The following is a 25,484-nucleotide window of genomic DNA, read 5'->3' as shown; positions in this document are numbered from 1 at the left end:
GTAATTCAATCCCTTGAGCGCCGTCAAGGACTTAGGGCTTGAAATAACCCAAAATCAAGCGTTAATTTGCGTTTTCCCCCTATTTTGGGGTGGTGTAAACGCATGCAATAAAGACGTATTAATCGCCTACATAAATATTAGAGACTAGAGACTATGAATCACCCAAAGCCTACCAAGGAAGTCAAAGCAGTCGCAGTGGCTACTGCTGATGATTTGAGGGAGACCATTCGTCGCAAAAGCAAATTAAAAGGTCGTCAAGCAGATGATGCTTCAGTTGCTGAAGTTCGACAGTTGATCGGTGATGCGCCACATCGTCGCGATCTATTAATTGAAAATCTCCATAAGCTCAACGATGAATATCGCGCATTACATGATCGCCATTTAGTTGCTCTGGCAAAAGAAATGAATTTGCCAATGGCAGAAGTCTATGAAGTAGCCACGTTCTATCATCACTTTGAAGTGGTGCGTGGTAATGATCCAGTTGCTGACATCACTGTGCGCGTATGTGATGGCATCGCCTGCGAATTAGCGGGTGCGCAAAACCTTCTGGCAAAGCTACCAAGCATCTTGGGTAATCCCAAGGTGAAAGTGATTGCAGCTCCTTGCGTAGGGCGCTGTGAGCAAGCTCCAGTAGCAGTAGTGCATCAATACCCAGTGCTATTTGCGACAACTGATAAGGTCAAGGCGGCAGTCGGCAATCAGTTGACTACTCAGCCCATGGCCAAGGACGATGCGAGCTTTGATCCTGCTGCATTGGCAGAGCAAGGTGTATCTCCACAAGGTGAGAACCAAGCAGTTTCTCCTGACTATGTGGGGTATGAGTCTTACCGTGCTCAAGGTGGTTACGCTTTAGCGAAGGAAATTCATGAGGGCAAGAAAGACGCTGAGAGTGTGATCAAAGCAATGGAGAGTTCTGGTCTCCGCGGTTTAGGGGGCGCAGGTTTCCCAGCAGGTCGTAAGTGGCGGATCGTGAAAGATCAAGCCGCACCGAAGCTCATGGCAGTCAATATTGACGAAGGTGAGCCAGGCACATTTAAAGACCGTACTTATCTTGAGCGTGACCCACATCGTTTCTTAGAAGGTTTATTGATTGCAGCTAATGTTGTGGGTATTGATGCTTGCTACATTTATCTGCGTGATGAGTATCACGGTTGCCGTGAATTACTCGAAAAAGAGTTGGCTAAGCTCAAAGCGAATCCGCCATTCCCAATTCCGAATATTGAATTGCGTCGTGGCGCAGGCGCCTATATCTGTGGTGAAGAATCTGCCATGATCGAAAGTATTGAAGGTAAGCGCGGTGAGCCCCGCATGCGTCCTCCCTACATCGCCCAAGTGGGCTTATTTGGTCGACCAACCTTAGAGCATAACTTTGAAACCCTCTATTGGGTGCGCGACATTATTTCTCGTGGACCAGAGTGGTTTAGTTCATATGGGCGTCACGATCGCAAAGGCCTACGTAGTTTTAGCGTCAGTGGCCGTGTTAAAAAACCAGGCGTCAAATTAGCGCCAGCTGGTATCACCATACAAGAACTCATTGATGAATACTGTGGTGGTATGCAAGATGGTCACCAATTTTATGGATACTTGCCTGGTGGGGCATCCGGCGGCATCTTGCCAGCAACGATGAATGACATTCCGCTCGACTTCGATACTTTGCAGCCTTATGGTTGCTTCATTGGTTCTGCGGCGGTGATGGTATTTAGTGACAAAGATAAAGCTCGTGACATGGCGCTCAATGTGATGCACTTCTTTGAACACGAGAGTTGTGGTCAGTGCACGCCATGCCGCGTCGGTACTGGCAAAGCTGCTAAGTTAATGCAGTCTAAAACCTGGGATCAAGAAACGCTTGAAGATTTGGCTACCGTGATGATTGATGCTTCAATCTGTGGATTAGGTCAGGCAGCCCCGAATCCGATACGTTGTATTACTAAATACTTTCCAGAAGAAATTCAATAAGGAAGTAGCTTAAAAAAAGTACCTAGAAAAATCAGGGAATAACGAGACTATATGAACGCACCAACCAATCCAAAAGCACTCGAGCTACCAACTATTGAGTTCAAGTTAGACGGTCAGACGATTGTTTCCTATGAAGGTGAAACGATTCTCAAAGCTGCCAAACGTCACGGTATTGATATTCCACATTTGTGCTTTAAAGACGGTTATCGCCCAGACGGCAACTGCCGTGCTTGCGTAGTAGAAATCAATGGCGAACGTACCTTGGCTCCTAGCTGCTGCAGAAGCGCTACGCCTGGCATGGAAGTTAAAGCCAATAGCGAGCGCGCGATCAAGAGTCAAAAATTAGTGCTCGAGATGTTGCTCTCCGATATGCCAGACGAAGGCTTTAAGTGGGTGGGTGATACCAAGGCTGAAGAACAACAGCAACAACATGGCGAACTCAGTACCTGGGCTACGCGCATGGATGTGACCGTTCGTCCAGAACTCAAAGCCTTGCGCCGTGACAAAGTAGTAAATGATATCTCGCATCCCGCGATGGCTGTCAATCTTGATGCCTGTATTCAATGCAATCGTTGTGTCCGCGCTTGTCGTGAAGAGCAGGTCAATGATGTGATTGGCTACGCCATGCGTGGCGCGCATAGCGAAATCGTCTTTGATCTCAATGATCCCATGGGCGAGAGCACTTGCGTTGCCTGCGGAGAGTGTGTACAAGCCTGCCCAACTGGCGCATTGATGCCCAAGGGCTTGATTGGTTCACAGACTGTCGATCGTAAGGTGGATTCTGTTTGTCCATTCTGCGGTGTCGGTTGCCAAATTACCTACAACGTGAAAGATGAAAAGATTGTGAGCGTCGAAGGTCGTGATGGCCCAGCTAATCACAATCGTCTCTGTGTTAAAGGTCGCTTTGGTATGGATTACATTCATAATCCACAGCGCTTAACCAAGCCTTTGATTCGTAAACCTGGCGTGCCTAAGGATGAATCTATCCTCGAAGGTAAACAAGACTGGTCTGATATTTTCCGTGAAGCTACATGGGAAGAGGCGCTGAATTTTGCAGGTGGTGGCCTGAAGAAGTTAAAAGATCAACACGGCTTGAAGGTGCTTGCTGGCTTTGGTTCTGCCAAAGGCAGTAATGAAGAGGCCTACTTATTCCAAAAACTGGTTCGCACGGGCTTTGGTAGTAATAACGTGGACCATTGCACCCGTCTTTGCCATGCGTCATCAGTAGCGGCATTGCTAGAAGGTGTTGGCTCTGGTGCAGTCAGCAATCAAGTGAATGATGTTGAGCACTCGAGCTTGATTTTCTTGATCGGCTCAAATCCAACAGCGAATCACCCAGTAGCTGCAACTTGGTTTAAGAATGCCGCTAAACGCGGTACCAAGATTGTGCTCTGCGATCCGCGCATGACTGAGATTAGTAAACATGCCTGGCGCAATCTGCAGTTCAAGCCCGATGCCGATGTGGCAATGCTCAACGCCATGATCTATACGATTATTGAAGAAGGCTTGGCTGATCAAGAGTTCATCAAAAATCGTGCAAGCAACTACGAGGCTCTAAAAGAAAATATCAAAGGGTATAGCCCAGAAGCGATGGCACCAATCTGCGGCATTCCAGCAGAAACCTTGCGTGAAGTCGCTCGAGAATTTGCCACTACGAAGTCAGCAATGATTTTGTGGGGCATGGGTGTAAGCCAACATGTGCACGGTACTGATAATGCGCGCTGCTTAATTGCTTTGGTCAGTATCACTGGTCAAATCGGTAAACCAGGTTCTGGTTTGCATCCATTGCGTGGTCAGAACAATGTTCAGGGCGCTAGTGATGCCGGTTTGATTCCGATGATGTTCCCGAACTATCAACGGGTTGACAATCCAGAAGCGCATGCTTGGTTTGAAAAATTCTGGGGCACACCGCTCGATAAAAAGCCTGGCTACACTGTGGTTGAGATCATGCATAAGATTACTGCGCCCGATAGTGATCCCGATAAGATTCGTGGCATGTACGTCGAAGGTGAAAACCCAGCGATGAGTGACCCTGACTTAAATCACGCCCGTCATGCCTTGGCATCGCTAGAGCATTTAGTGGTACAGGATATCTTCATGACCGAAACAGCATTGCTGGCTGATGTTGTATTGCCAGCCAGCGCCTGGCCAGAGAAGGTGGGTACCGCAAGTAACACCGACCGTATGGTGCAAATGGGCAAGAAGGCAATCAACCCGCCAGGTGACGCTAAGCCAGATTTGTGGATTATTCAAGAAATTGCTAAGCGTATGGGCCTGAATTGGAATTACCAAGGACCAGATGATGGTGTGGCGGCCGTCTATGATGAAATGCGTCAAGCCATGCATGGCGCGATTAACGGTATTACCTGGGAGCGTCTTGAAAAGGAATCGAGCGTCACCTATCCATGCCTTTCTGCTGAAGATCCCGGTCGTCCCATCGTATTTGATGATGAATTTGCGACTCCAGACGGTAAGGTAAAACTCGTACCGGCTGACATTATTCCTGCAAATGAACGTCCAGATACTGAATATCCTTTTGTCTTGATTACCGGTCGTCAGTTAGAACATTGGCATACCGGTAGTATGACTAGAAGAGCAACGATCTTGGATGCGATTGAACCCATGGCAACTGTCTCTATGAATGGTGAAGACATGACCCAATTAGGGGTAACTGCAGGTGATGTCATTACCGTTCAATCTCGTCGCGGTGAGGTAGGCATTCACGTACGTAGGGATGATGGCACTCCCCGAGGCGTGATCTTCATTCCGTTTGCTTACTACGAGGCTGCGGCTAACCTGATTACCAACTCAGCCCTAGATCCCTTTGGCAAGATTCCGGAATTTAAGTATTGCGCAGTCAAACTTGCCAAAGGTGGCAATGCTGCCAAGGTGATGGGTTATGGAACGAATGATCCCAAACTCATTCAGGCTGCGATTGTCTAAGTAAATAGCTACCAAGTCATCAAAGGGCTCCCACCAAGAGCCCTTTTTTATATTTAAACCCTATTTTCTTTCTTACTACTTTTGTAGTAAAATGAAGAAAAGGGGGTCCTGATGGGTATGCCAGTGAGAATTGATGATGATCTTTATGAGTTAGCCAAGCTAGAGGCCAAGGCTGAGCATCGGACTATTGCTGGCCAGATCGAGTTTTGGGCAAAAGTAGGCCGTGCCGCAATCGATAATCCCGATTTGCCAGTATCTTTCATTGCGGAGTCATTGGCCTCATTAGCAGAGCCGCGTGAAAGCGGGACTCCATTTATTCCTCGATCAAGGAAGCTTTAATGGCGTACGCAGTTATTCAAATGCGCCGATTTACAAGACAATACAAAAAACTAAATGACAAAACTGCTAAAGATGTTGACGACGCTGTAGTCAAAATCTCAGAAGCACCCCGTATTGGTGAGAGAAAAAAGGGTGATTTGTCTAAATTATGGGTTTTTAAGTTTAAGAGCAACAGCCAGCTTTACTTGCTTGGCTATTCTATTGATGATGGTCTTAGGCTTGTTTATTTAGACTCCATTGGACCCCACGAAAACTTCTACCGAAACATTAAGCGATAAATGAGCGAATATCTCTAGCGACCTTTAGAATGATCCCTCTATGGCCAGTTCAAAACCATCCTCCACGCAAACTCAAGCTGAGTTACCGGTTCTCATTATTGGGGCTGGATTAGCTGGCTTAACCGTTGCCTTGCATATGGCCAAGACTCAGCCAGTGATTCTGATGGCCAAACGTGGTTTGAGTGAGGCAGCCACTGCATGGGCCCAGGGCGGTATTGTTGGCGTGGTTGATAAAGAGCATGACAGTATTGATTCACACGTAGCTGATACTTTGGATGCTGGTGCTGGTCTCGTAGTGGAGTCGACTGCCCGCTATATCGCTGAAGAAAGTGCTGAGGCGATTAAATGGTTAGTAGAGCAGGGCGTTCCTTTTACTGCTGATGAGACTGGTCCGATGGGATTACATCTCACTCGTGAAGGTGGCCATAGTCATCGCCGTATTGCGCACGCTGCTGATGCCACAGGCAAAGCCATTCATGAAGTGTTACTGGATAAAGCCAGAGCACATCAAAATATTCAGATTCTGGAACATTGGATTGCTCTGGATCTCATTACCAATCGTCAACTTGATGCCAAGACGCAGCGCACTAAACCCAATCGTTGCTATGGCGTATATGCCTTAGACATTAAAAACAATCGGGTAGAAACGATACAAGCTAAATCAGTAGTACTGGCTACAGGCGGTGTTGGCAAAGTGTATCGCTATACCAGTAATCCCGATACTGCTACGGGCGATGGAATTGCCATGGCATGGCGTGCAGGTTGCCGTGTTGGCAATATGGAATTTATTCAATTCCACCCAACTTGCCTGTATCACCCTAGTGACCGTACCTTCCTCATTACTGAAGCCATGCGCGGTGAGGGTGGTTTATTAAAACTGCCAGATGGCACCCGTTTTATGCCAGATCATGATGAGCGCAATGAACTGGCCCCACGAGATATCGTCGCACGTGCCATTGACTTTGAAATGAAAAAGCACGGCTTAGATTATGTGCATTTAGATGCCACCCATTTGGGCGAAGCTTTTATCAAAGAGCATTTCCCCATGATCTATGCGCGTTGCTTCAGTTTGGGCCTAGACATTACCAAAGAACCTATTCCAGTTGTGCCTGCGGCGCATTACAGCTGTGGTGGAGTGGTGACGGACCTCAAGGGTCGCACGGATTTGCCTGGCTTATATGCAGTAGGTGAAGCGACCTATACTGGTTTGCATGGTGCTAATCGCCTCGCGAGTAACTCCTTGCTTGAATGTGTTGTGATTGGTAAGGCAGCAGCAGAAGATATTTGTACACTCAAAACGCCGCCATTACCTACTATTCCCTTATGGGATGAAAGCCAAGTAGAAGATGCCGATGAGCAAGTGGTGATTGCCCATAACTGGGATGAACTGCGTTCCTTGATGTGGAACTATGTTGGCATTGTGAGAACCAATCGTCGTTTAGAGCGTGCCTTACACAGAATTAAGTTGCTCAGATATGAAGTACAAGAGTATTACGCGAACTTTAAGGTCACACGAGATCTGATTGAGTTACGCAACTTGCTAGAGTGCGCTGAATTAATCGTTAGATCAGCTCTGATGAGAAGAGAAAGTCGAGGACTCCATTTTAGTCGCGATTATCCTGGCACTTGGGCGGTTTCCTACCCCACTATCTTGACCCCGCAAGCGATTGACCGAGAAGAAAAAGAATCCTAGACAACCTTAAGGTATTCAGAAAAGCAGTACAGATACTAGTTAAAGTGTGACTCACTAAGGTCTGACTCAGTAAGGTCTGACTCAGTAAAGTCTGACTTACTAAGCCAGTAATGAAGCTCTAGGAACAATGTGACCGAGGCCTTAACCTTAATTTTTAATTCTTAATTCGTGGTGCTGGGAGAGTTGCCGGCAGGTGCGGGCGCGACACTTGGCGCAGGCGGAGTTGCATTGATCAATGGTAGCAATTCAATGGTCTTCTCATTGGGGTTTGTAGGTCTCACTTTCCAACCCTGAAAGAACAAATCTACTTGTGATAAACCACTGGTCATGACCTTAAACGGAGGCTTGCCATAAAAAGAAGCGCTGGTGCCAGCATCTAAAGATCGATTTTGGATTTTTCCATTGGCATCGACCACGCACACAGTCTGATTGACCTTGCTCACCACATACACCATGTCCGCACTGCGATTACTTTGAGTGGGTGTATAGGCACTTGCGCTGACACCCACACTCGGACAACCCTCTAGGGTATTGCTTGGCGTGATGGCAGCACTCGGTGCTACTGTTGCAAGCGCAGTACTTGGAGCACTATTTGATCCAACTGTTCCGGTTGCAGCGTTAGTGTTTAGAGTAGCTGCAGGGCTAGCAGTAGAGGCATTATTGTCAGATGTCATACCCAACTTTTCAGGTTCAGCGGGTTTGTCTTCGGGAATCATGACTTCTACAACCGGAGCAGGCTTAGGTGAAAATGGATTTTGTATTTGGATGAGTAAATCTGACTGTATCAATACCACCAGCAAAACAATTGCTGCCAAGGCAAGGCTGATGATGAGCGTTCGGCCAGAGCGTGGCTTATGATTTAATGATGCTAAGGATCCTGTACCATCTTGATCAGGACCAAAGCGGGGTTCTAGTTGTTCACTCAGAGCGCTTGAGTGAGAGCTAAAGCGAGAATCGACTGCGTCAGTGTGCGTAGCAATAGATCTTGCTGGTGTAGTTGCAGGACTGCTCGTGAGACTCGATTGTGAGTTATCAGTGTCAGTGGTGAGCGTTTCTTTTTCTGCTGCCAGCGTCAGAGAGTCGACTTTGAATTCAAAAGCTTCAGCTTCTGACAGTTTTAAAAGATGAGCAATTTTTTTGGCAGCATTGGCTTTAATCGCTAATGAATAAAACGCATCACTTTTGCCATTTTCAATCTGTTCGATTTGTCGAACTGAGAAACACGACTGCTTGGCTAAATCCTTAACAGAAATACCCAAGCGCTCACGTGCTTCTTGAAAAGCACGACCGTTGACTTGAGTGATAACAGGAGTCTTATTCACCAAATGCCGTTTTCTGATTAAATTTTACATATGCCAAAAGCAAGAACTGATTAAGCAAAAACTGATTGAGCAAAAACTGCATGCTGCGCAAAAGTGCTAGCTTAGCAACGTTTCAGACCTCAGTTTCTTAGTGCACATTCTAGCTTAAATGGGCTTATTGTTTGAAAGATAAGGCTATTTTTCTCATATTAAGCCTGGACCCGAAGAGAAAAATCAACCGCGACAATGTCTTTGGTCAATTTTCCGATCGAGATCCGATCTACCCCTGTTTTGGCTATCGCACAAATCTGATCGAGATCAATACCCCCAGAAGCCTCAAGTAACGCCCTTTTAGCCGTCAATTGCACTGCTTGTGCCATCTCTTTGGGGGTGAAGTTATCGAGCAAAATGCTGAGTGCTCCCGCATCAAGGGCTTGCTGAAGTTCAGCAAAGTTTTCTACTTCAATCTGAATAGAAACCCCTGCATGAAGGGCGCTTGCAGCGCGCAATGCGGGGCCAATACCACCAGCAGCCGCAATATGGTTTTCTTTGATCAAAATGCCATCCCACAGGGCCAAGCGCTGATTACTACCGCCGCCCACACGCACCGCATATTTTTGAGCCTGACGTAAGCCAGGGATGGTTTTTCGGGTATCTAAAATCAGGCAAGCCTGAGGGTTGGGAATCACCCCCTCAATAGCCTTGACATATGAGTGGGTAATCGTGGCAGTCCAAGACAGGCTCTGTAAAAAATTAAGGGCAGGGCGCTCAGCCGTCAGGATCGCGCGCGCATGAGCTTTGATGGAGCAAACCACGGTATTGGGTTCCATCACTGCGCCCTCAAGATAGTTCCAGATGACTTGCGCTTGGGGATCGAGCTTTTTTAAGCAACCCTCAAACCAATCAACCCCACATAAGACCGCAGACTCACGCACCCATAATTGCGCTTGGGCAGGTTCATCGGGCACCAATAGCGCTGTCCAGTCTTGAACCCCGACATCTTCTAGTAAGGCATCGTGAATATTGCGCTGACGAGCTTGCTCTAGGGTTTCATTAAAACCAAAAGGCACCGACCACGATAGCGTAGGGGAGGGATTTAGACTTGGGGTATGCATTGCGATAAGTAGGGTAGATCGTCCAAGCAAAAAGTACCAAGATCAAGGGGCAAAATCAATTAAGCAGCCCCGATGTTTTTCACAAAGCCATGTTGCGCTTTAGCTAAAAGCTCGGGATGGTGTTCCGTAAAGTCGAGCATACGTTCAATACAAATGAGCGCATTTGATCTAGTCGGTTCAGGAACATCAATTTCACCAGAGCCTTGCTCGAGACATTGCAAGATGCCTTGCAATCCATTCATGGCCATCCAAGGGCAGTTGGCACAACTTTTGCAGGTGGCGCTTTGACCCGCGGTAGGTGCGGCGATGAGATGTTTACCTGGGGCTAATTGGCGCATGCGGTGCAAGATACCTTGATCAGTCGCCACGATATATTCGGCAGCATTGCCATCAACAACCGCTTTAATCATGGCTGAAGTTGAGCCCACGACATCAGCTTGCGCAACCACACTGCTAGGAGACTCTGGGTGGACTAATACGACTGCTTGAGGATGCTGAGCACGCAATAGCTCAAGCTCAACCCCTTTAAATTCATCATGCACTATGCAGGCACCATTCCACAGTAGCATGTCAGCGCCCGTTTGCTCCTGAATATAACTACCTAGGTGACGATCAGGAGCCCACAAGATTTTTTTGCCTTGCTGATGTAATTGGTGTACGATCGCAAGAGCACAAGAACTGGTGACCATCCAATCGGCCTGAGCCTTAACTGCAGCACTGGTATTGGCATACACCACGACGACGCGGTCAGGATGCAGAGACCGAAACAGTGCAAATTGATCAGCAGGACAACCCAAATCTAAAGAGCAGGTAGCCTCTAGATCGGGCATCAAGACGGTTTTTTCTGGACTGAGAATTTTGGCAGTCTCACCCATAAAGCGCACCCCAGCCACAATTAAGGTTTGTGCAGGATGATTTTTACCAAAGCGCGCCATTTCTAGAGAGTCTGCAACAAAGCCACCAGTCTCTAGTGCCAGATCTTGAATTGCCCCATCGACATAGTAGTGCGCAATTAAGACTGCCTTGCGGGCAATCAATTCCGAACGAATACGAGCAAGTACAGACTGTTTTTGGACATCCGTTAAAGGTGCCGGCACTTTAGCCCATGCTTGTGCTGTGCAAGTTAGCCCAGAGGCATCTTGCTGAGGATAATCAAAGGCAATTGGTGTGCTAACAGTGGAATTCATGACAACCTAAGATTAAAAGGTTATTAGTTGATACTTGGCTTGGACTTAAGCCGATATTAATTTGGCACCATGACCAAAGAGGATCAATTTATGATAAAACATTTCAATTGAATGTGTCGATTTTAGATTAATCGCGGCGCATGGGCTCGTAGCGCTATTTTTCTGCATTCTGGAGCAAATAAGATATCTTTAGAGTCAATTATTGCAAACATCTGACTCTTGTTATCTTCAGCATTTCCAATATAGACAAGTTATTAGCTTTAAATATGATTGGTATCGCTAGCTCCAAGATGCATAAGGTTAATATCGCCAAGCAGCAAGCTACCTCGATGGGTTTTTATGCAATTTTAATCTCATTTTCACCCATATGTCGCTCTAGAATCAGTTGTCTTGCATCAAGTCGCTCAGCCCCATTGACCTGTCTGGTTTTATCGGACCAATTTCATCTAGAAACTCTGGCTCCTGTTGTTAAATCCTTTTGCCATCCAACCACAAACTCTGCTGGGGTTTGGTAACCCAAGCTTGAGTGAGGCCTGATCAAATTGTAGTGCTTGCGCCATTGCTCAATTAATACCTTAGCATGCGCTCTACTGTAAAACCAGTTCATCGCTAAGCACTCATCTCTAAATTTGCCATTAAAACTTTCATTAGTCCCGTTTTGCCAAGGTTTGCCGGGTTCAATATGCAAATTGCGCAATCCTCTCTCTACAGCCCATTCCAACAAGACAGTGCTTACAAACTCAGGACCATGATCGCTGCGAAGAACCTGGGGGTAACCACGCTCTGCAATCACCTCCTCCAAAACCTGCACCACTCGTTTGCCTTTAATTGAGCCAGCCACATCAATGCGAAGACTCTCTTTGGTGAACTCATCAATCAGGGTTAAGCACTTGAGCTTTTGTCTATTGGCGCAAGCATCAAATACGAAGTCGTAGGCCCAAACCTCATTGGGGGCGGTTGCCATGAAGGGCTGAGAGTTTTGACTGCGGTGACGCTTGCGAGTCCTTTTAGCGGGCACCTGCAAACCAGCCCCTGCCCAGATGCGTGCCGTCCGATCACGCCCAAGAACAAGCCCATCCCGTCTTAAAAAAGATCCGAATGCGCCTCGCACCATGGCGAGGATACTGCTCGGAATACTGGCGCATGGCAAGCGCGATAGGCTGATCTTTAACGGCCATCTTGTACTGGTAACCCAATCCAGATCTAGCAACACTCAGCAGCGTACAAGCGCGTCTTTGGGAGATGCCTCGCCCAAATGCATAGCGGGCCTGCTCCAGTCTCTCCTGCACGCGCACCACTTTTTACGGCAATCTCCTTCATGACTTCAATCTCGAGATCGCGCTCTGCCAATATCTTCCTTAAAACGACCGTACTCTTGCTCGAGCTGCTTTAAGCGTTTGACATCATCCGTACCTAGGTCGCCAAACTTCTTGCGCCAACTGTAAATAGAGGGTTCGCTGACACCATGACTCTTAGCAACCTCTGCTATTGGCGAACGATCCGCCTCTTGCAATATCCGAACAATCTGTTCGTCTGAAAACCGTGCCCTCTTCATACCTGCTCCTTAGGTTGAAGGAGTCATTACCTCTAAAAGCTTTTGGTCTGAAAATCCCAAGACAAGTCATGTAGACAATCTTATTAAATGCCGCCTCTGGCAAAGAAAGATTGAATACAAGTTTCTTTAAGCCAATTTTTTCTAGCTCTAAATCTTTTTATTTCCCGACTGAATTGACCTTGAAACGCCTATAAATTTTGTATTGACGATAGTAGATTTGCGGGGCTATCTTCATTTATTAAAGTCATTATTATTTGCACAATAGTGACCAAACGCTTTAGATACATTTAAAATATACACACTTTTTCTTTGGGGTCTATAGAAGTAATAGCGACTTTTATGATTATTCATACCTTTTTGTCAAATAAACCCAGCGGATTTTTAGTAGACTCAGCCTGCCAGTCAGATAGGCTTTTATTGCTATCTAATCCGCTAGCTACTAGGGATTCAAAAATAATTTGTCGATAATCGGTGGTGACGGCTAAATCTACACCTTGATCGAGTTCATTGATGTTCAGACCAGGCCATCTTCCTATAAAGTTGCCACCCTTGACTTTATCGCCTATCACAAACCAGCAGGCCCCATGCCCATGGTCGGTACCATTGCTCTTATTGGGGCGAACCCTTCTACCAAATTCTGTCATGATGACAATAATCACGGATTTATTGCTTGCTGTCATATCTTCGTAAAAAGAACCTAAACCACTAGAGAGTAGGCGAACAGCATTTGAAAAGCGACTAGGCTGACTGTCATGGGTATCCCAACCGCCTAAGCTGACATTAGCTAGGCGCAGACCTACATTCGTCTTGGCAAGATGGGCAATTGACGCAAGTGAGCGCCCAAAACTCCCTGCGACCTGATAGTTTGCTGCCCCACTCGGTTTATAGGGAAGGGTCTTGCCATAGGAATTTTGTCCAAAAGATTGATTAATCTTTGCTTGCAAGTAAAGAGCCTCTTTTGATGCTCTATAGAGATCTTGATATTGCGATTCGATGGTCTTTTTATCAGTATTGAGTATTTCCATAGGCAAGCCAAATGCTGGCTGCAGCCATGGGGTTCCAAGACCCGCATGAAGATCTGGCGCAACTAAGACAGTGGGGCTTCCCTCTAAGATTACTGGTAGTATTGAGCTTGCGGCATAAGCGTTAATCTGGTTTGAATATTGTGGCAGGGCATTTAATGCCTTAGTCATCCACCCCAAAGAAGATGTTGATGCTTGAGTATTTTTCACTACTGAGGTGTCTCCCACCCCCCGTTCTATCATGAGCTGTGCAACAAAATGGGAGCGAGTCGCATCATTAATTCCTGCAGAGTGGACCACCGCTAGATATTTCGAATTATAGAGCTCTGCAAATGCGCCTGCTTCACGATGCAAATAAAAACCAGTGTGAGGGCTTAGGGTTTGTTTTAGCAAAAAACCTGCTTGGCTACCAGACTCCAAAACACGCAACTCCTGTGCTCTTGCATCAACAAAATTAACGTCATTGACTGGGCTGACAAAATTTAAACCATCGGCACCACCGCGTAAAAAAACGGTTAGTAATAGTGGTGAGCTTTCGCTACCTGAGTGGCCCCAGGCTAAGGACTGAATACCAAGAGCTGGAGTAAAGCAACCTGCGCAGCTTGCTGCTTTAAGGAACTCGCGCCTTTTAAGAGAGAGATTCATAGTAACTTCAGATATTAGCGTATTTGAAATTGGGGTGCCATCGCTGACCATGCTAGCATGCGACGGGCTATTGCAGGATCGCTAACAAGATCATTTGGTGCTAATTTAGCGGCCGCCATTAATTGTTTGCTGATATCGGGCGCATTTTCAGCGCCATATATTTTATTTAGGCAAGTTTTAGCTAATGTGAGTGCTGAAATTTTATTAGTTAAATCTAAAAGTTTAAATGGATTCATGACGCCACATCCCCAGCGGTTTTCAGTAATGCCTGAAATTAAATTCCAGCGTTGTAAAAGTACGCTAGCCCCAAGCCAACGCTGATTATTATCGGGTAGTCCTTCGGGAGTAGGCCATGCGTAAGGAGTTTGCCCACAAAAGCTTATCTGAAAAAGTAACTCGTCGCTAGGGGTAAAGTCTTGCCCAGTTGCCCGTACAAAACTTGCCAAAAGCTCTATTGGACGCTTAATCTTGGTACTGATTGTGTTTGCAAATTCTGCGCTGGTAGCGATGTGCCTTATGACCTCTGCAATTTGATGTGAGTCATGTTGCTTCGCAATCCATACTTGCGCAGCACTTTTTACGAGACTTTCAGGAGGGTTATCCATTAGTAAGCGTGCGCAAAGTTTATGAGAGATAAAACGCGCGGTGGCAGGATGATATGCGGCTAGATCCAAGGCCCTTAAACCATCTTGTAACGGTCCCTGATTGGAATACAGTTCATTTGCTAGCACGCGCTTTGGCGATGGATCATGCCAGGCATCAATATAGATAAATTCACCAGTACGCGGAAGGTTTTTACCATCTCCCAAGGGTGCGCCGTTGCCAACAGTCCATCCAGTAAAGACTTTGGCAAGTTCGCGAACATCATGGTCAATATACCCTATGGGTCTACCATTGTTTGCGCCTGGAACATCTTTCCATCTACTATAGGTGTTATTGAGATAAGCCGAGACGCCAAGAGTGTGAAGCTCAAAAAATTCTCGAGCATAATTTTCATTAGGAGCGCCTACTCGCGAAGAATTATTATTTAGGTAGGTTAGCATTACAGGGCTTTTGGCTACCGCCTCAAGTAAAGTGCGGAAGTTACCGAGTGCATGCGGTCTGATTACCTCTTGGTCGTAAATTGGAAATAGAATCTTCGCTAAGCCGTCCATTGCATTAACACTGAAATGGTTGTGCCAAAAACTAGTAATCACCTCTTGTACTTGCCATTGACTGTAAATCGACCGAATAATAGACGCGAAAACAACCTCCTCATAAGGTATGAATTGTTCTTTATAGTTGGAGTTTTTGCCTGGCTCAATGATTTTCATTAGTTCAGTTGGTGATTTATCAAGAGACCAGAATTTTCGTTTTTCGTTTACCGCTGGCCAGCGACCCTCTTTATCGGCTGGATACCAAATTTTTAGTAAAAAATTGGCCATGCGCTCTTTACAATCGGGGTCATCTTCGAACTGGGGTCGCAATTGCCAGTCTAACCACTGGTTTAGGCCTAATTTTTTAAATTCTTCAACACTCGTCGAGTTCGGGCCAAACGTGAGACGATTTAGAAAGGTGTAAGGGGAAATAAGAGATACTTTGGGGGGGGGATTTCTCGATGATTGTAAGGTAGATGTTATTGCTTTCGAGAAGAGGGCAGCCATTTTGTTAGTCACGCTAATATGGTATTTAATAATTGCTTAACTATCCAGAAAGGCAGCATACTTGGTTCAAGATTAAGATTTTGACCTTATAAGTCTAGACACTTTCATTCTAATCTCTTGCAATTTGTAAAGCCAGCAGTTTTGCAGTGGTTTGGCTATTTTGCATTCCCCCAGTATCGTAGACACTTTTTATAACGCAATTTGACGTTGTTCGAACGCAAATGGACTTAATTGGGATAGATGCTTGTGACGCCTTACCCGATTGTAGAACTCCTCGATATATTCAAAGATTTCTGATTTTGCTTCAGACCTGCTTGGGTAAATTTTTTCTTGAATAATTCGCTTTGTGATACGGTTATCCCCCCTTATTTAACCGAACCTAGAGGTAGAGTTAATTAAGCAACCATGGCCAGTCGCTGTTTCGGGGTGATACCGCCCAATTCCATGTTTGGACGTTGATGATTGTATTTATACATCCATTGCGTTGCAAACTCTTGAACTTCGTTAACACTTTCCCAATAATGCTGAGATAGCCATTCATATCTGACGGTGCGATTAAAGCGTTCTACATAGGCATTTTGTTGTGGTTTACCTGGTTGGATGTGTTATCTGTGGATTTGATGCTTTGCTGCCCACTCCATCAGTCTGCCACTGACAAGTTCCGGGCCATAGTACATGCAGAATGGTAGTCAGCCGCAGCAATTTAAGCCATGCTGGTGATTGCGAGATCATCAATAAGGAGTATTTGCTATGGCTGACCAATTAAACAATAAACCCTATGGGGCATGGATTGCAATTGATATTGCCAAGGACTTTAATGCCGTGTTAAGCGAGACTAAAGAGGGTAAAAGGCAGCATTTTCGGATAGCTAATTCTGCTGCCGATCATCATCGTTTTATTGCTTTTCTAAAGAGCTTGCCGCCACCTTGCATTATTGGCTTTGAAGCAACCGGCAATTACCACCGCGCATTAGGGCATCGCTTGGTAACAGCGGGTTTTGAAGTCTGCTTTATTTCTTCGGTAGCGAGCGCCCGGTATCGGGAGGTGATGTTCAACTCCTGGGATAAAAATGATCCTAAAGATGCTGCAGTGCTTTTGGAGCTGCTTAAACAAGGGATTACTCAGCGCTATGTTGATCCATTAATTGCAGGGCATCATGATCTCCAAGAACTCTCTAAAACCTACTACCAAGTCACTTTGAGTCGCACGCGCTTACAGCACTCCATACTCACGCATTACCTGCCTTTATATTTTCCTGAGATGGGTAAATGGTGGAACAGTACCCGCTCGGCATGGTGGATCAATTATCTTTTGCACTTCCCCATCCCTAGCGCAGTAATTAAGTACTCTCAAGAAGCGTTTTGCCAGATTGCCAGCCCTGTCGTTGGCCGTAAGGTTAACAAGGCAGCCAAGCTCATTGAGCTTTATGAGACCGCCTTGCATAGCATTGGACTACCTGTTGAGGAAGATTCCTTGGCTTGTAAAACCTTTCAAATACAACTGCGACGCTATCAAGAGATTAATGATTGTCGTACGCAGCTAGAGCTAACAGCTCAGGCAGTATTGTCCGATAACCTAGATTCTGCCATTTTGCAAAGTGTGCCGGGGATTGGTCCGATTAATGCCTTAACGATTCTGGCGGAAGGTGGCGATCTGCGTCGATTTGACCATCACCGTCAGTTCTTAAAGTATTGCGGGTTTGATCTAGCCAAAAACCAATCAGGCAACTACCGTGGTCAAGAACAAATCTCCAAGCGGGGTAATGCGCGCCTGCGCTTAGCGCTGTGGATGTCAGTCAACCGTGCCATTCAGCAACCTGAGAACAGTTTCCAGCAAAAATATCTACGCTATATTAAAAGTGCGCCTCAAGATAAAGATTTACAGCGCAAGGCAAGGACTGCGGTGGCAGCAAAGATGGCGCGTGTAGTTTACGGATTAGTGAAGTCAAAACAGATGTATCAAGGTTACTATGAAAAAGCTTTACCCAGTGGATCGATCCCTCTCTGTGGGGCCGTAGAGGCCGCAAGGACCTCGTAGATAATGTTTGGACCTTCCACTGGGACCTCAGATTGTTTTAAGTAGGGTAAAGACCAAAACGTAAAGTGGCGGATCTTGTGTTCATTATGGTTAATCGGGACCCCTGATTTATTTGTGGAAGTGACCGTTTGGGTATAGACAAGTAGTAAGTTTGATTTTTTAACTGCAATTTGCAGTTACGGGATGGCTTTGCCTATCGCTGGAAAAAGTTCTTGCATTTAGTACGTTATCCGCTCGTATAACAGCAGGCTTACCTCGCCAAGCAATGATTTGATCTAAGCTACGAACGACTCGCTCTGCTGGCAATGAGAAGTCCACTTCAATGCCCAAGGTCTTACGATTAAAGTCATCAATGACATTGAACAAGCGGATGGACCTGCCATCTTGCAACTAGTCATGCATAAAATCCATTGACCATACTTGGTTGATGCTCAGCGGTACAACCAAGGCATCTGGCTTATCTCGCACCAAACGTTTGCGGGGTTTGATGCGTAAGTTGAGCTCCAGAGCCTTGTAAATACGGTAGATCCGCTTATGGTTCCATTTAAAGTTTTTTACATTGCGCAGATATAAATAGCAAAGGCCAAAGCCCCAGTTACAGTTGTTGTCGGTCAAGCGGATGAGCCAGCTGGCAATGAGTTCATTCTCGGCATTATTCTTAGCTTCATAGCGATAGCAAGACTCGCTAACGCCAAAGATCTCACAGGCCAGTCTGATCGATACATGGTGTTGGGATACTGCTTTTTGGACCATCTCACGTCTGTGAGATTGGGCTCACCACTTTTTTGTGATGGCCTCGTTTAGTATTTCTGCCTTGAGCTTTTCTTCGATGTACATCTTCTTTAAGCGGGCATTTTCAGCCTCAAGCTCTTTCATGCGGGCCATCATGGAGGTATCCATACCGCCGTATTTGGCGCGCCACTTGTAGAAAGTAGCAGCGCTGATGCCTAGCTCACGGCAAACCTCTGGGACGGCTAAGCCAGCATCTACCCGTTTTAGGGCATCCATGATCTGGCTATCGGTAAATTTAGAACGCTTCATGTAGAACTCCTCTAATAGAGAAAATTCTACCTCTGAGCTCAGTTAATCTGTGGGGGGATTACCCTCTCAGTTTGGTCATCTCAGCCTGAAGTGCTTTGACATCTTCTATCGGCTACTTATCGGGGCCTTTGAGCTTGCATGACCAGGTATATAAAAGTCCAACTGGAAAGCCTAAAGGACTAGAAACCTCTGTTGCGGAATGTCCTTTTAAAGGATTTTTTTAACAACCTCTCATTTGAACTCGGCTGTGTATTTGGTGCGCTTCATGCTCACTTCTTCAATTCATTGTTGACAATATTAGCTGTCTACTGAATCGGGGGAATGCCACTATGCTTAAGAATCCTTTTATTGTGAAAATCGAGAAAAGTTTGATAATCTAAATTAGACAACTGATATCTTTAAAGTGTTGCGTTTTAGCTTAATGGGAGGATTAAGCTAAACATAGATTGCCAGTCTATAACTTTGGAAGATTTGGTGGTTTCATAAAACTACTTAATTTTCCTTCAATTAAGCGATCAATTTTCTCGACAGTAGGGATTCCATCCTCTAAGGTGGTCATCTTCTCGTTTGTCATGACTATTGGTTCAAATTCTTGCTTGTTGAGAGAATGCATTTTTTCTAAGAGTTCGCCTTTGATTGCATCTTCGTTGATATCTGGAATTTGAGAAGCGGACGAAAGATTGATGCTGGAACTTAGGGGTGATCCTGGTTTGGGGCTGGCATCTGCTGCCCCTTTCGTTTGGTACGCTACTAAGGTGTCAAATAGCGTTAAATTAGAAAACCATAGCGACCAAAAATTTCCAGATTCTTTTAAGTAATTACCAATCGTTATGAACTCATTAGCCACAGCTTTTTGACCATCTGTACTGGTGCTGTTTTTGATGATAGAGGAAAAATATTCTTGAGGAGAAGTAATACTGACTTCATCTTTTGGAAATGGAAATTGCTGTGATACAAGAGTCTTAACATTTTTATAGATCACTCGGTTGCGACTCAATCGGTACCCAAGATAATGGTAGAGAACATTTTTGAGGAAGAAAAAAACTTCAAGAGCCACAATAAACAGGAAGATCGAAATAACGCTATTAATAAAATCGCTAAATCCAGATAAACCGCTAAAAGCAATAAAGATTAAAAATGATAAAATACCATCTAGTAGAAGCCAAAGGGAGATATTTTCCAGATTTACACTCCAGTACCGTGGAATTTGCTTTAGACCTATCTTTGATGGTGTGTCCGGATTAGCTTTCTTTTTCATATTTCCGTTACCTTGATGTTTATTGCATGCGCCACGAATGAACTATATAGCTTTGTATTGATTACTTCAGCGTTCTGGGTTAAGTTTAAAAGTTAAGCGGGTAAGTTGAAGTCAAAACAATCTGAGCCATTGGTAAGGCGCAATTTAAGGGACTTACCTTGGGCTACTAGGGCTTTAAATTCTTCGCTTGCTACAACAATTCCACACTTATCTGCAGTGAGTGTTATCCATGCTGGGGCTGGCGTTCCATCACTCTGCTCTAAGCGGGTATCAGCTCGAGATATCGGATCGCTTGCAAGCTTTTGCTTCCATTCGGGGTGAATATCTAAGGCAAATGTTTCCGTAAGCTTGGGCTTTTCAGTGCGTGCTTCATAGCTGGTTAGTGCCGGGCCTTGGGTCGTCTGTGGTTTGGGGCTTATTTTTTTTAGCTTGCCGAGGACATCGCTACCTTGTTCCATAGCTAAGGTCGAGTAATTGATTTCGCCCTCGATCTTGGCGCCCTTGCGAATAATCACATTGGCAGCCTCAATAGTCCCCTTGACGTAGCCAGAAATATCTGACTGGACACAGGTAAGGTTACCTAAAACAGTTGAACCAGCCGCAATAATTGCTTTGGTCGTAATCATGTTACCTTCGAGTCTTCCTACAACCACCACGGTTCCTTGACCCATTAAATCGCCTATTGCGGTAAAATTTTTGCCAATAATTAAAAGGTTGTCTTGATCCACATCCTGAGCATAGGGGTGGTTTGTTGATTCAGTATTTTCGTTGGTGCTCATGCTAGCCTGTTTAAAGATAGTTTTTTTAAATGTCTGAATATAGCCAAAATACAAAAAATGACTAATGATTCTATTGTACATTATCTAATAGTAATACTAGCATATTGCAAATAGAAATTATGGTTAGTGGCCCCAAAAAAGAGTGCGTTTACCTTCCAGTTCTCTGTGTTGATGGTCTAAAATTCAATCATGGTCTCACCTTTGTAGTGTGTGAGGAGGTCTGTGGGCGCGACTCAGAAGCTTTTTGGGGTTACTTGAGTAACTATTTCTGTGTAGAGGTAGTATAAATTGAGCAATTCATGATTCTCGATAAATTGTCATACAAACCAAGTCAGTCACACCAGCATCGAACTCGATATCGTCGAATGGTGGGCGGTTTGTCTTTTCTGTTTTTCTATCTCATTTTTTCTGTTGACGAGTTCATTTTTAGCTCAATCAGCCTGCGTTCTGGCGATATTGATGTAGCTGTCTTTTTTGCAGGGGCAATTATCTTTGGTGGCCTAGGTTTTTTTCTGGGGCCCTCTATTCGTAGGTTTTGGCAAGCTCTCTCCCCTAGGGTCAAGAGACACCGCTCGCTTAGTCTAGGCAGTTATCGATAGTTTTGGCAGCAATTGATGGCTTTTTTAAAAAATTGATCAACTTGGTCTTAGATTTTAGCTTTATGGATAAATTACGCATATTGACTGTTTGTACAGCCAACATATGTCGCAGCCCGGTAGCGCAGTTAGTGCTCAAAGAGTTTTTAAGGTCAAAGGAGGTTGTAGTCACCTCGGCTGGTATAATGGCAGTTAATTTCTTACCAGCCCATAAGTTTATTAATGAAATAATGCACCAAGAGGGCTATAAGGACATTGCGTTGCACCAATCTCATGTCATAATCCCACAAATGATTAGCCTTTCAGATATTATTCTTTGCATGGAAAATACTCATCTTAAGTGGATTACTGAAAAGAATCCCAGTGCAATTGGTAAGACGCGTTTGCTTTCCCATTGGTCAAGCAAGGAAGATGTTCCCGATCCGATTGGGGAACCCTTTGAAGTTTTTATAGAAAATGTCAAGTTGATTAAACAATATTGCAATGAGTGGAGCTCTAAGATTGTTGAAATTGGCTTTGTTTAAATCAAGATTGAATTCTCATTCTCGTAACTTACTTTCTATAGGCATGTCACGGCTGATTCCGAAAAATTTAAAAAAGCATTTAAATCGTTTGAAGACTTCTTTTTTTGCTATGGCGACCTTGTGCCTAGCTTCAGCATGCACAAGTATATGGTTGCCTGGTATGCAGGCTAATTACCTTAAGTCGCCGGTTGTTTTAGAGACTGCTGAGCAACCTGCAGTTCCAGATTATCAAATATATCAAGTTACGCCAAAACTCATTACGGATTTAAATAAAGCGAGAGAGCAAAAGGAGCGTGAAGCTCTCGAGAAACTGGGCCCAGGAATGCATAATGAAGAATTGAACTATCGCATTGGCCGGGCAGACGCTCTTCGGGTCAACGTGGTTGGATATCCAGAGTTTACTTTAGTCGCAGGTCTCCAAAATATGTCTCCAACGGTGATGGGTGTGCCTTCAGGCTCTCGAGTGGTTTACGGAGATGGCTATTTAGATTTTCCCTATGCGGGAAGGTTTAAAGTTGAAGGCTTAACTCGCGAGCAGCTTCACGACGAATTAGTGGCCAGGTTGTCAAAATATATCGTCAAACCTCAGGTTGATATTGAAATTTCAGGTTTTCGCTCGAGGCGGATGATGGCTGCTGGAGAATTTAAAAATCCAGGTGCATACTCAGCAACCGACCAGTTAATGCACATCTCTGATTTGATCGGTCTTGCTGGCGGTTATACCGATAACGCTGATTTAACCCAAGTCTTGATCACTCGCGACAAAGAAGCCATTACTTTAGATTTAGAAAATCTTTTTTACAGGGGCAAGATTTCATATGATGTAATGATGCACCCGAGCGATGTGGTAACTATTCCTGATAAATTTTCGCGTAAGATCTTCATTTTGGGTGAAGTTGGTACATCGCCTAATCTAAATCAGTCTAGGTCTTATGTGATGCGCAGGGGGCTTATGAGTCTAACCGAGGTTCTATCTGATGCTGGAGGTCTTAATCCATTCTCTTCTGCTGCAAATAAAGTGTTTTTATTTAGGGCAGACAAGGATAACAATAAGATTGCCATCTATCGCTTAGATGCTTCTCAGCCTGAGGCTCTAGTGATGGCGGATGAATTCAAAGTTCAGCCAAGGGATGTGGTTTTTGTAAGCCCTACCGATTTTGTTGAAATCGGTCGTATTATCAGTCAAATTCTTCCTGGAATTTTTGGATATAACAATGCGTTTGCTGTACCTGCAAGCAATAGACCTTTCTAAAAACAATCATGGAACTTAATCGCTCAAAGCTTTCCGAACTACAAGAGGGTAGTCTTGGCACGCCATCCATTAGCGCCTTATTTGAAAATATTGTCTTTTTTCGCAAGCAGTTTTACGCAACTGTTGGTATTGTGGTTGGTTTGTTCTTAACATACGCATTTTTGTCTACACCTATTTACGTATCTGAGACTTTGATACAGGTTGAGGACAAGAAAGAGTCAAACATTGGTGCACTTAATCAGATATCACGTGCTCTCAATGTTGAGACATCCGCTGTTTATGGCGAGATTGATATTTTGCGATCCAGAGTTGTGGTGGGTCAGGCTGTAGAGCAATTACGGGCAAACGTTGATGTCGATGTGCTTGGTGTTATCCCCTTTGTTGCTCGCTGGCTTGCTCGAATATTGCCCGAAGAAAAAAATGGGCTTATTGAGGCCCTCATTAAAATTCCAGGTGTTTCATGGGGTGGAGAGGTATTGCGAATTAATCAGATGATTATTCCTGAGAAGTACATTGGGAAGCCTTTGTTTTTAAAGATAGGAGAAGATCAAAATTGGCAATTACATACAAATAAAGGTGATGTTGTGCTTACTGGCAAGGGGGTCTCCTCAACTTTAGTGAGCGATGATGGACTCTTTGCCTTAAGTATTAAAGAAATAATTGCAAGGCCTGGCGATAGTTTTAAGATAATAGTTTATAGACCGCTTGAAACTATTCAGAGTATCCAAGATGCATTGATTGCCACTGAAACAAAAAAAGGATCAAATATTATTCGCGCTAGTTATGAATATAAAGACCCTATCCGTGCGCAAGCTATCATGTCTGCAATTGCTAACAATTACGTGCAGGCTAATACTAATCGAAGATCAGAAGAGGCAAGTCGCAGTTTAGAGTTTTTGAATAATGAATTACCTCGTCTGAAAGAAAAACTTGAGATAGCCGAGTCTAATCTCACCCAGTTTCGCAGGCAAAACAATGCTGTTGATATTCCTACCGATATTAAAGAATTGCTTGCTCAATCCACTAATCTTGAAAAGATAAAGGTCGATATCGGCTTGAAATTACAAGAGGTGAGTACCAAATATACGCCGCTTCACCCAAACTACATTGCCCTTGATAGTCAGCTGCAAAAGGCTAATTCTGACTCGGTAAAGTTAAACGCTAAAATTAGCGCATTACCCCAAGTTCAGCAGGAGTACATTAGATTTGAGCGTGATGTAGATGTGTACGGGCAACTTTATGCCAATTTGCTTAATAATGCGCAACAGCTTCAAATTGCGAAAGCTGGAACAATTGCTAATGTTGCGATTGTAGACCCCCCGATTGTCCCTGATTTACCTGAAAAACCAAAAAAACGAGCTATAGTTTTATTGGGCCTATTTCTCGGATTGCTTGCTGGATTTATAGTTTGCCAACTTCTTGCAATGCTTACTGGATTAATAAGAGATCCTGCTCAGGTTGAAGAGCAAACTGGATTGCAGAACTTTGCTATCTTGCCTATTTCTATAGAGCAATATGATGAAAGCTCAAAAGAGCTAGAACACCCATTTGAAACGCATCCGTTCCTTTTGTCCCAACAGAGTCCAAATGCTATGGCTGTGGAGGCATTGAGGAGTTTGCGAACCTCCTTACTATTTTCACTTTCGGAAAAGGTTGCAGGTAATCTTATTCTAGTTTCCTCTGCGGTACCAGGACAAGGAAAATCCTTCATCAGTGCTAATTTAGCTTATTTGATTGCCTCTACAGGTAAAAAAGTCATGCTACTGGAAGCGGATATTTGGCGTGCTTCGATGACAAGGTACTTAAGTTACTCAAAAGAAGCCCCTGGTTTTTCTGAGGTTTTGAAGGGGAGTCATTCTTTGGATCAGGTGATTATTAAGGATGTGTTTCCAAATTTAAGCTTTATACCAAGTGGCACTAGAATTCAAAACTCTGGCGATCTTTGCGCTTCAGAGGCTGCAGTAAATTTATTTGCTGAGTTAAAGTTGCGGTATGACTATGTCATAGTCGACTCACCGCCAGTTTTATCTGTTATTGATACCTTATCCCTAGGCGCTTATGCGGACCTTATAGCATTTGTTGTGAGACAAAATTTAGTCAGCGCTTTTGAGGTTAAGGAGGCAGTCAGCTTGTTTTCTAAAGCCGGTCATAGTATTGATGGCTTAATTTTTAATTGTTTTGTACCTTTAGCACTTGCTTTTGGATCTGGTTACGGAAATTTATATCGCGAATATGGAAGATATGGAATTTATGGTTTGGTACCTAGCTATCAGGCTAGAAATTCAATCTTATACAAAAAAGATTTATAAAGCCTTCAATA

At 44.6% G+C, this 25,484-nt stretch carries 17 protein-coding genes and 3 pseudogenes; 9 read left to right on the top strand and 11 right to left on the bottom strand.

Annotated features, from left to right (window positions below; all coding sequences use genetic code 11):
* Positions 1–153 precede the first annotated feature (153 nt).
* The 5 genes from A8O14_RS06270 (at position 154) to nadB (ending at position 7,209) form a co-directional block, all read left to right on the top strand.
* Entirely contained in the window at positions 154–1,956 is a 1,803-nt protein-coding gene (locus A8O14_RS06270; protein WP_068948722.1) for an NAD(P)H-dependent oxidoreductase subunit E, read from the top strand.
* Positions 1,957–2,007: 51 nt separating this feature from the next.
* Positions 2,008–4,899, top strand: a complete 2,892-nt coding sequence (gene fdhF, locus A8O14_RS06265; protein ID WP_068948721.1) for a formate dehydrogenase subunit alpha — start codon at positions 2,008–2,010, stop codon at positions 4,897–4,899.
* Positions 4,900–5,010: 111 nt separating this feature from the next.
* Positions 5,011–5,238 (top strand): ParD-like family protein, encoded by a 228-nt coding sequence (locus A8O14_RS06260; protein WP_068948720.1) that lies wholly within the window; start codon positions 5,011–5,013, stop codon positions 5,236–5,238.
* Positions 5,238–5,516: a type II toxin-antitoxin system RelE/ParE family toxin gene (locus tag A8O14_RS06255; RefSeq protein ID WP_068948719.1), complete on the top strand. Its 279-nt coding sequence runs from the start codon at positions 5,238–5,240 to the stop codon at positions 5,514–5,516. The genes A8O14_RS06260 and A8O14_RS06255 overlap by 1 nt, the downstream gene beginning before the upstream one ends.
* Before the next feature lie 40 nt (positions 5,517–5,556).
* A complete protein-coding gene (gene nadB, locus A8O14_RS06250; RefSeq protein WP_068948718.1) occupies positions 5,557–7,209 on the top strand; it encodes an L-aspartate oxidase in 1,653 nt (550 codons plus the stop codon).
* Positions 7,210–7,370: 161 nt separating this feature from the next.
* Here nadB and A8O14_RS06245 read toward each other — a convergent pair whose 3' ends face one another.
* From A8O14_RS06245 to A8O14_RS11510, 8 genes and pseudogenes are all read right to left on the bottom strand, one after another.
* Positions 7,371–8,531, bottom strand: a complete 1,161-nt coding sequence (locus A8O14_RS06245) for a helix-turn-helix domain-containing protein (RefSeq protein ID WP_068948717.1) — start codon at positions 8,529–8,531, stop codon at positions 7,371–7,373.
* A 188-nt stretch (positions 8,532–8,719) separates the two neighbouring features.
* Entirely contained in the window at positions 8,720–9,625 is a 906-nt protein-coding gene (gene nadC / locus A8O14_RS06240) for a carboxylating nicotinate-nucleotide diphosphorylase (protein ID WP_068948716.1), read from the bottom strand.
* A gap of 59 nt (positions 9,626–9,684) precedes the next feature.
* A complete protein-coding gene (nadA, locus tag A8O14_RS06235; RefSeq protein ID WP_068948715.1) occupies positions 9,685–10,812 on the bottom strand; it encodes a quinolinate synthase NadA in 1,128 nt (375 codons plus the stop codon).
* A 442-nt stretch (positions 10,813–11,254) separates the two neighbouring features.
* Positions 11,255–12,367 (bottom strand): annotated as a pseudogene (locus A8O14_RS06230) (IS3 family transposase).
* Positions 12,368–12,714: 347 nt separating this feature from the next.
* Entirely contained in the window at positions 12,715–14,034 is a 1,320-nt protein-coding gene (locus A8O14_RS06220) for a DUF1501 domain-containing protein (RefSeq protein WP_161484815.1), read from the bottom strand.
* Positions 14,035–14,048: 14 nt separating this feature from the next.
* Entirely contained in the window at positions 14,049–15,677 is a 1,629-nt protein-coding gene (locus A8O14_RS06215; RefSeq protein ID WP_068948712.1) for a DUF1800 domain-containing protein, read from the bottom strand.
* A 189-nt stretch (positions 15,678–15,866) separates the two neighbouring features.
* The gene (locus tag A8O14_RS12015; RefSeq protein WP_370623044.1) at positions 15,867–16,013 is read right to left on the bottom strand and encodes an IS3 family transposase; all 147 of its coding nucleotides are present in this window, start codon (positions 16,011–16,013) and stop codon (positions 15,867–15,869) included.
* Between the two features lie 59 nt (positions 16,014–16,072).
* Positions 16,073–16,345 (bottom strand): annotated as a pseudogene (locus A8O14_RS11510) (integrase core domain-containing protein); the annotation flags it as partial.
* Between the two features lie 82 nt (positions 16,346–16,427).
* Here A8O14_RS11510 and A8O14_RS06210 point away from each other — a divergent pair.
* Positions 16,428–17,714 carry an IS110 family RNA-guided transposase gene (locus A8O14_RS06210; RefSeq protein ID WP_068948711.1) on the top strand — a complete coding sequence of 429 codons (1,287 nt, stop codon included), beginning with the start codon at positions 16,428–16,430 and terminating at the stop codon, positions 17,712–17,714.
* A 225-nt stretch (positions 17,715–17,939) separates the two neighbouring features.
* Here A8O14_RS06210 and A8O14_RS11930 read toward each other — a convergent pair.
* The 3 genes and pseudogenes from A8O14_RS11930 to A8O14_RS06190 all read right to left on the bottom strand — a co-directional run.
* Positions 17,940–18,755 (bottom strand): annotated as a pseudogene (locus A8O14_RS11930) (IS3 family transposase); the annotation flags it as partial.
* Between the two features lie 454 nt (positions 18,756–19,209).
* A complete protein-coding gene (locus tag A8O14_RS06195) occupies positions 19,210–20,013 on the bottom strand; it encodes a hypothetical protein (RefSeq protein ID WP_068948710.1) in 804 nt (267 codons plus the stop codon).
* A 92-nt stretch (positions 20,014–20,105) separates the two neighbouring features.
* Complete coding sequence (locus tag A8O14_RS06190) at positions 20,106–20,792, bottom strand: bactofilin family protein (RefSeq protein WP_161484814.1); 687 nt, start codon at positions 20,790–20,792, stop codon at positions 20,106–20,108.
* A 601-nt stretch (positions 20,793–21,393) separates the two neighbouring features.
* Between A8O14_RS06190 and A8O14_RS06180 the strand changes: the two genes are divergently transcribed.
* From A8O14_RS06180 to A8O14_RS06170, 3 genes are all read left to right on the top strand, one after another.
* Positions 21,394–21,912: an arsenate reductase/protein-tyrosine-phosphatase family protein gene (locus A8O14_RS06180; RefSeq protein WP_082913118.1), complete on the top strand. Its 519-nt coding sequence runs from the start codon at positions 21,394–21,396 to the stop codon at positions 21,910–21,912.
* A gap of 160 nt (positions 21,913–22,072) precedes the next feature.
* Positions 22,073–23,164, top strand: a complete 1,092-nt coding sequence (locus A8O14_RS06175) for a polysaccharide biosynthesis/export family protein (RefSeq protein WP_161484813.1) — start codon at positions 22,073–22,075, stop codon at positions 23,162–23,164.
* Positions 23,165–23,172: 8 nt separating this feature from the next.
* Positions 23,173–25,473 (top strand): GNVR domain-containing protein, encoded by a 2,301-nt coding sequence (locus A8O14_RS06170; RefSeq protein ID WP_068948706.1) that lies wholly within the window; start codon positions 23,173–23,175, stop codon positions 25,471–25,473.
* The last annotated feature ends 11 nt before the right edge of the window (positions 25,474–25,484 follow it).

The organism is Polynucleobacter wuianus (genome assembly GCF_001659725.1).
In the GTDB taxonomy this organism is placed as follows: domain Bacteria; phylum Pseudomonadota; class Gammaproteobacteria; order Burkholderiales; family Burkholderiaceae; genus Polynucleobacter; species Polynucleobacter wuianus.
Note: the sequence above shows the minus strand (reverse complement) of the source record. Positions and strands in the feature narration are given on the sequence as shown.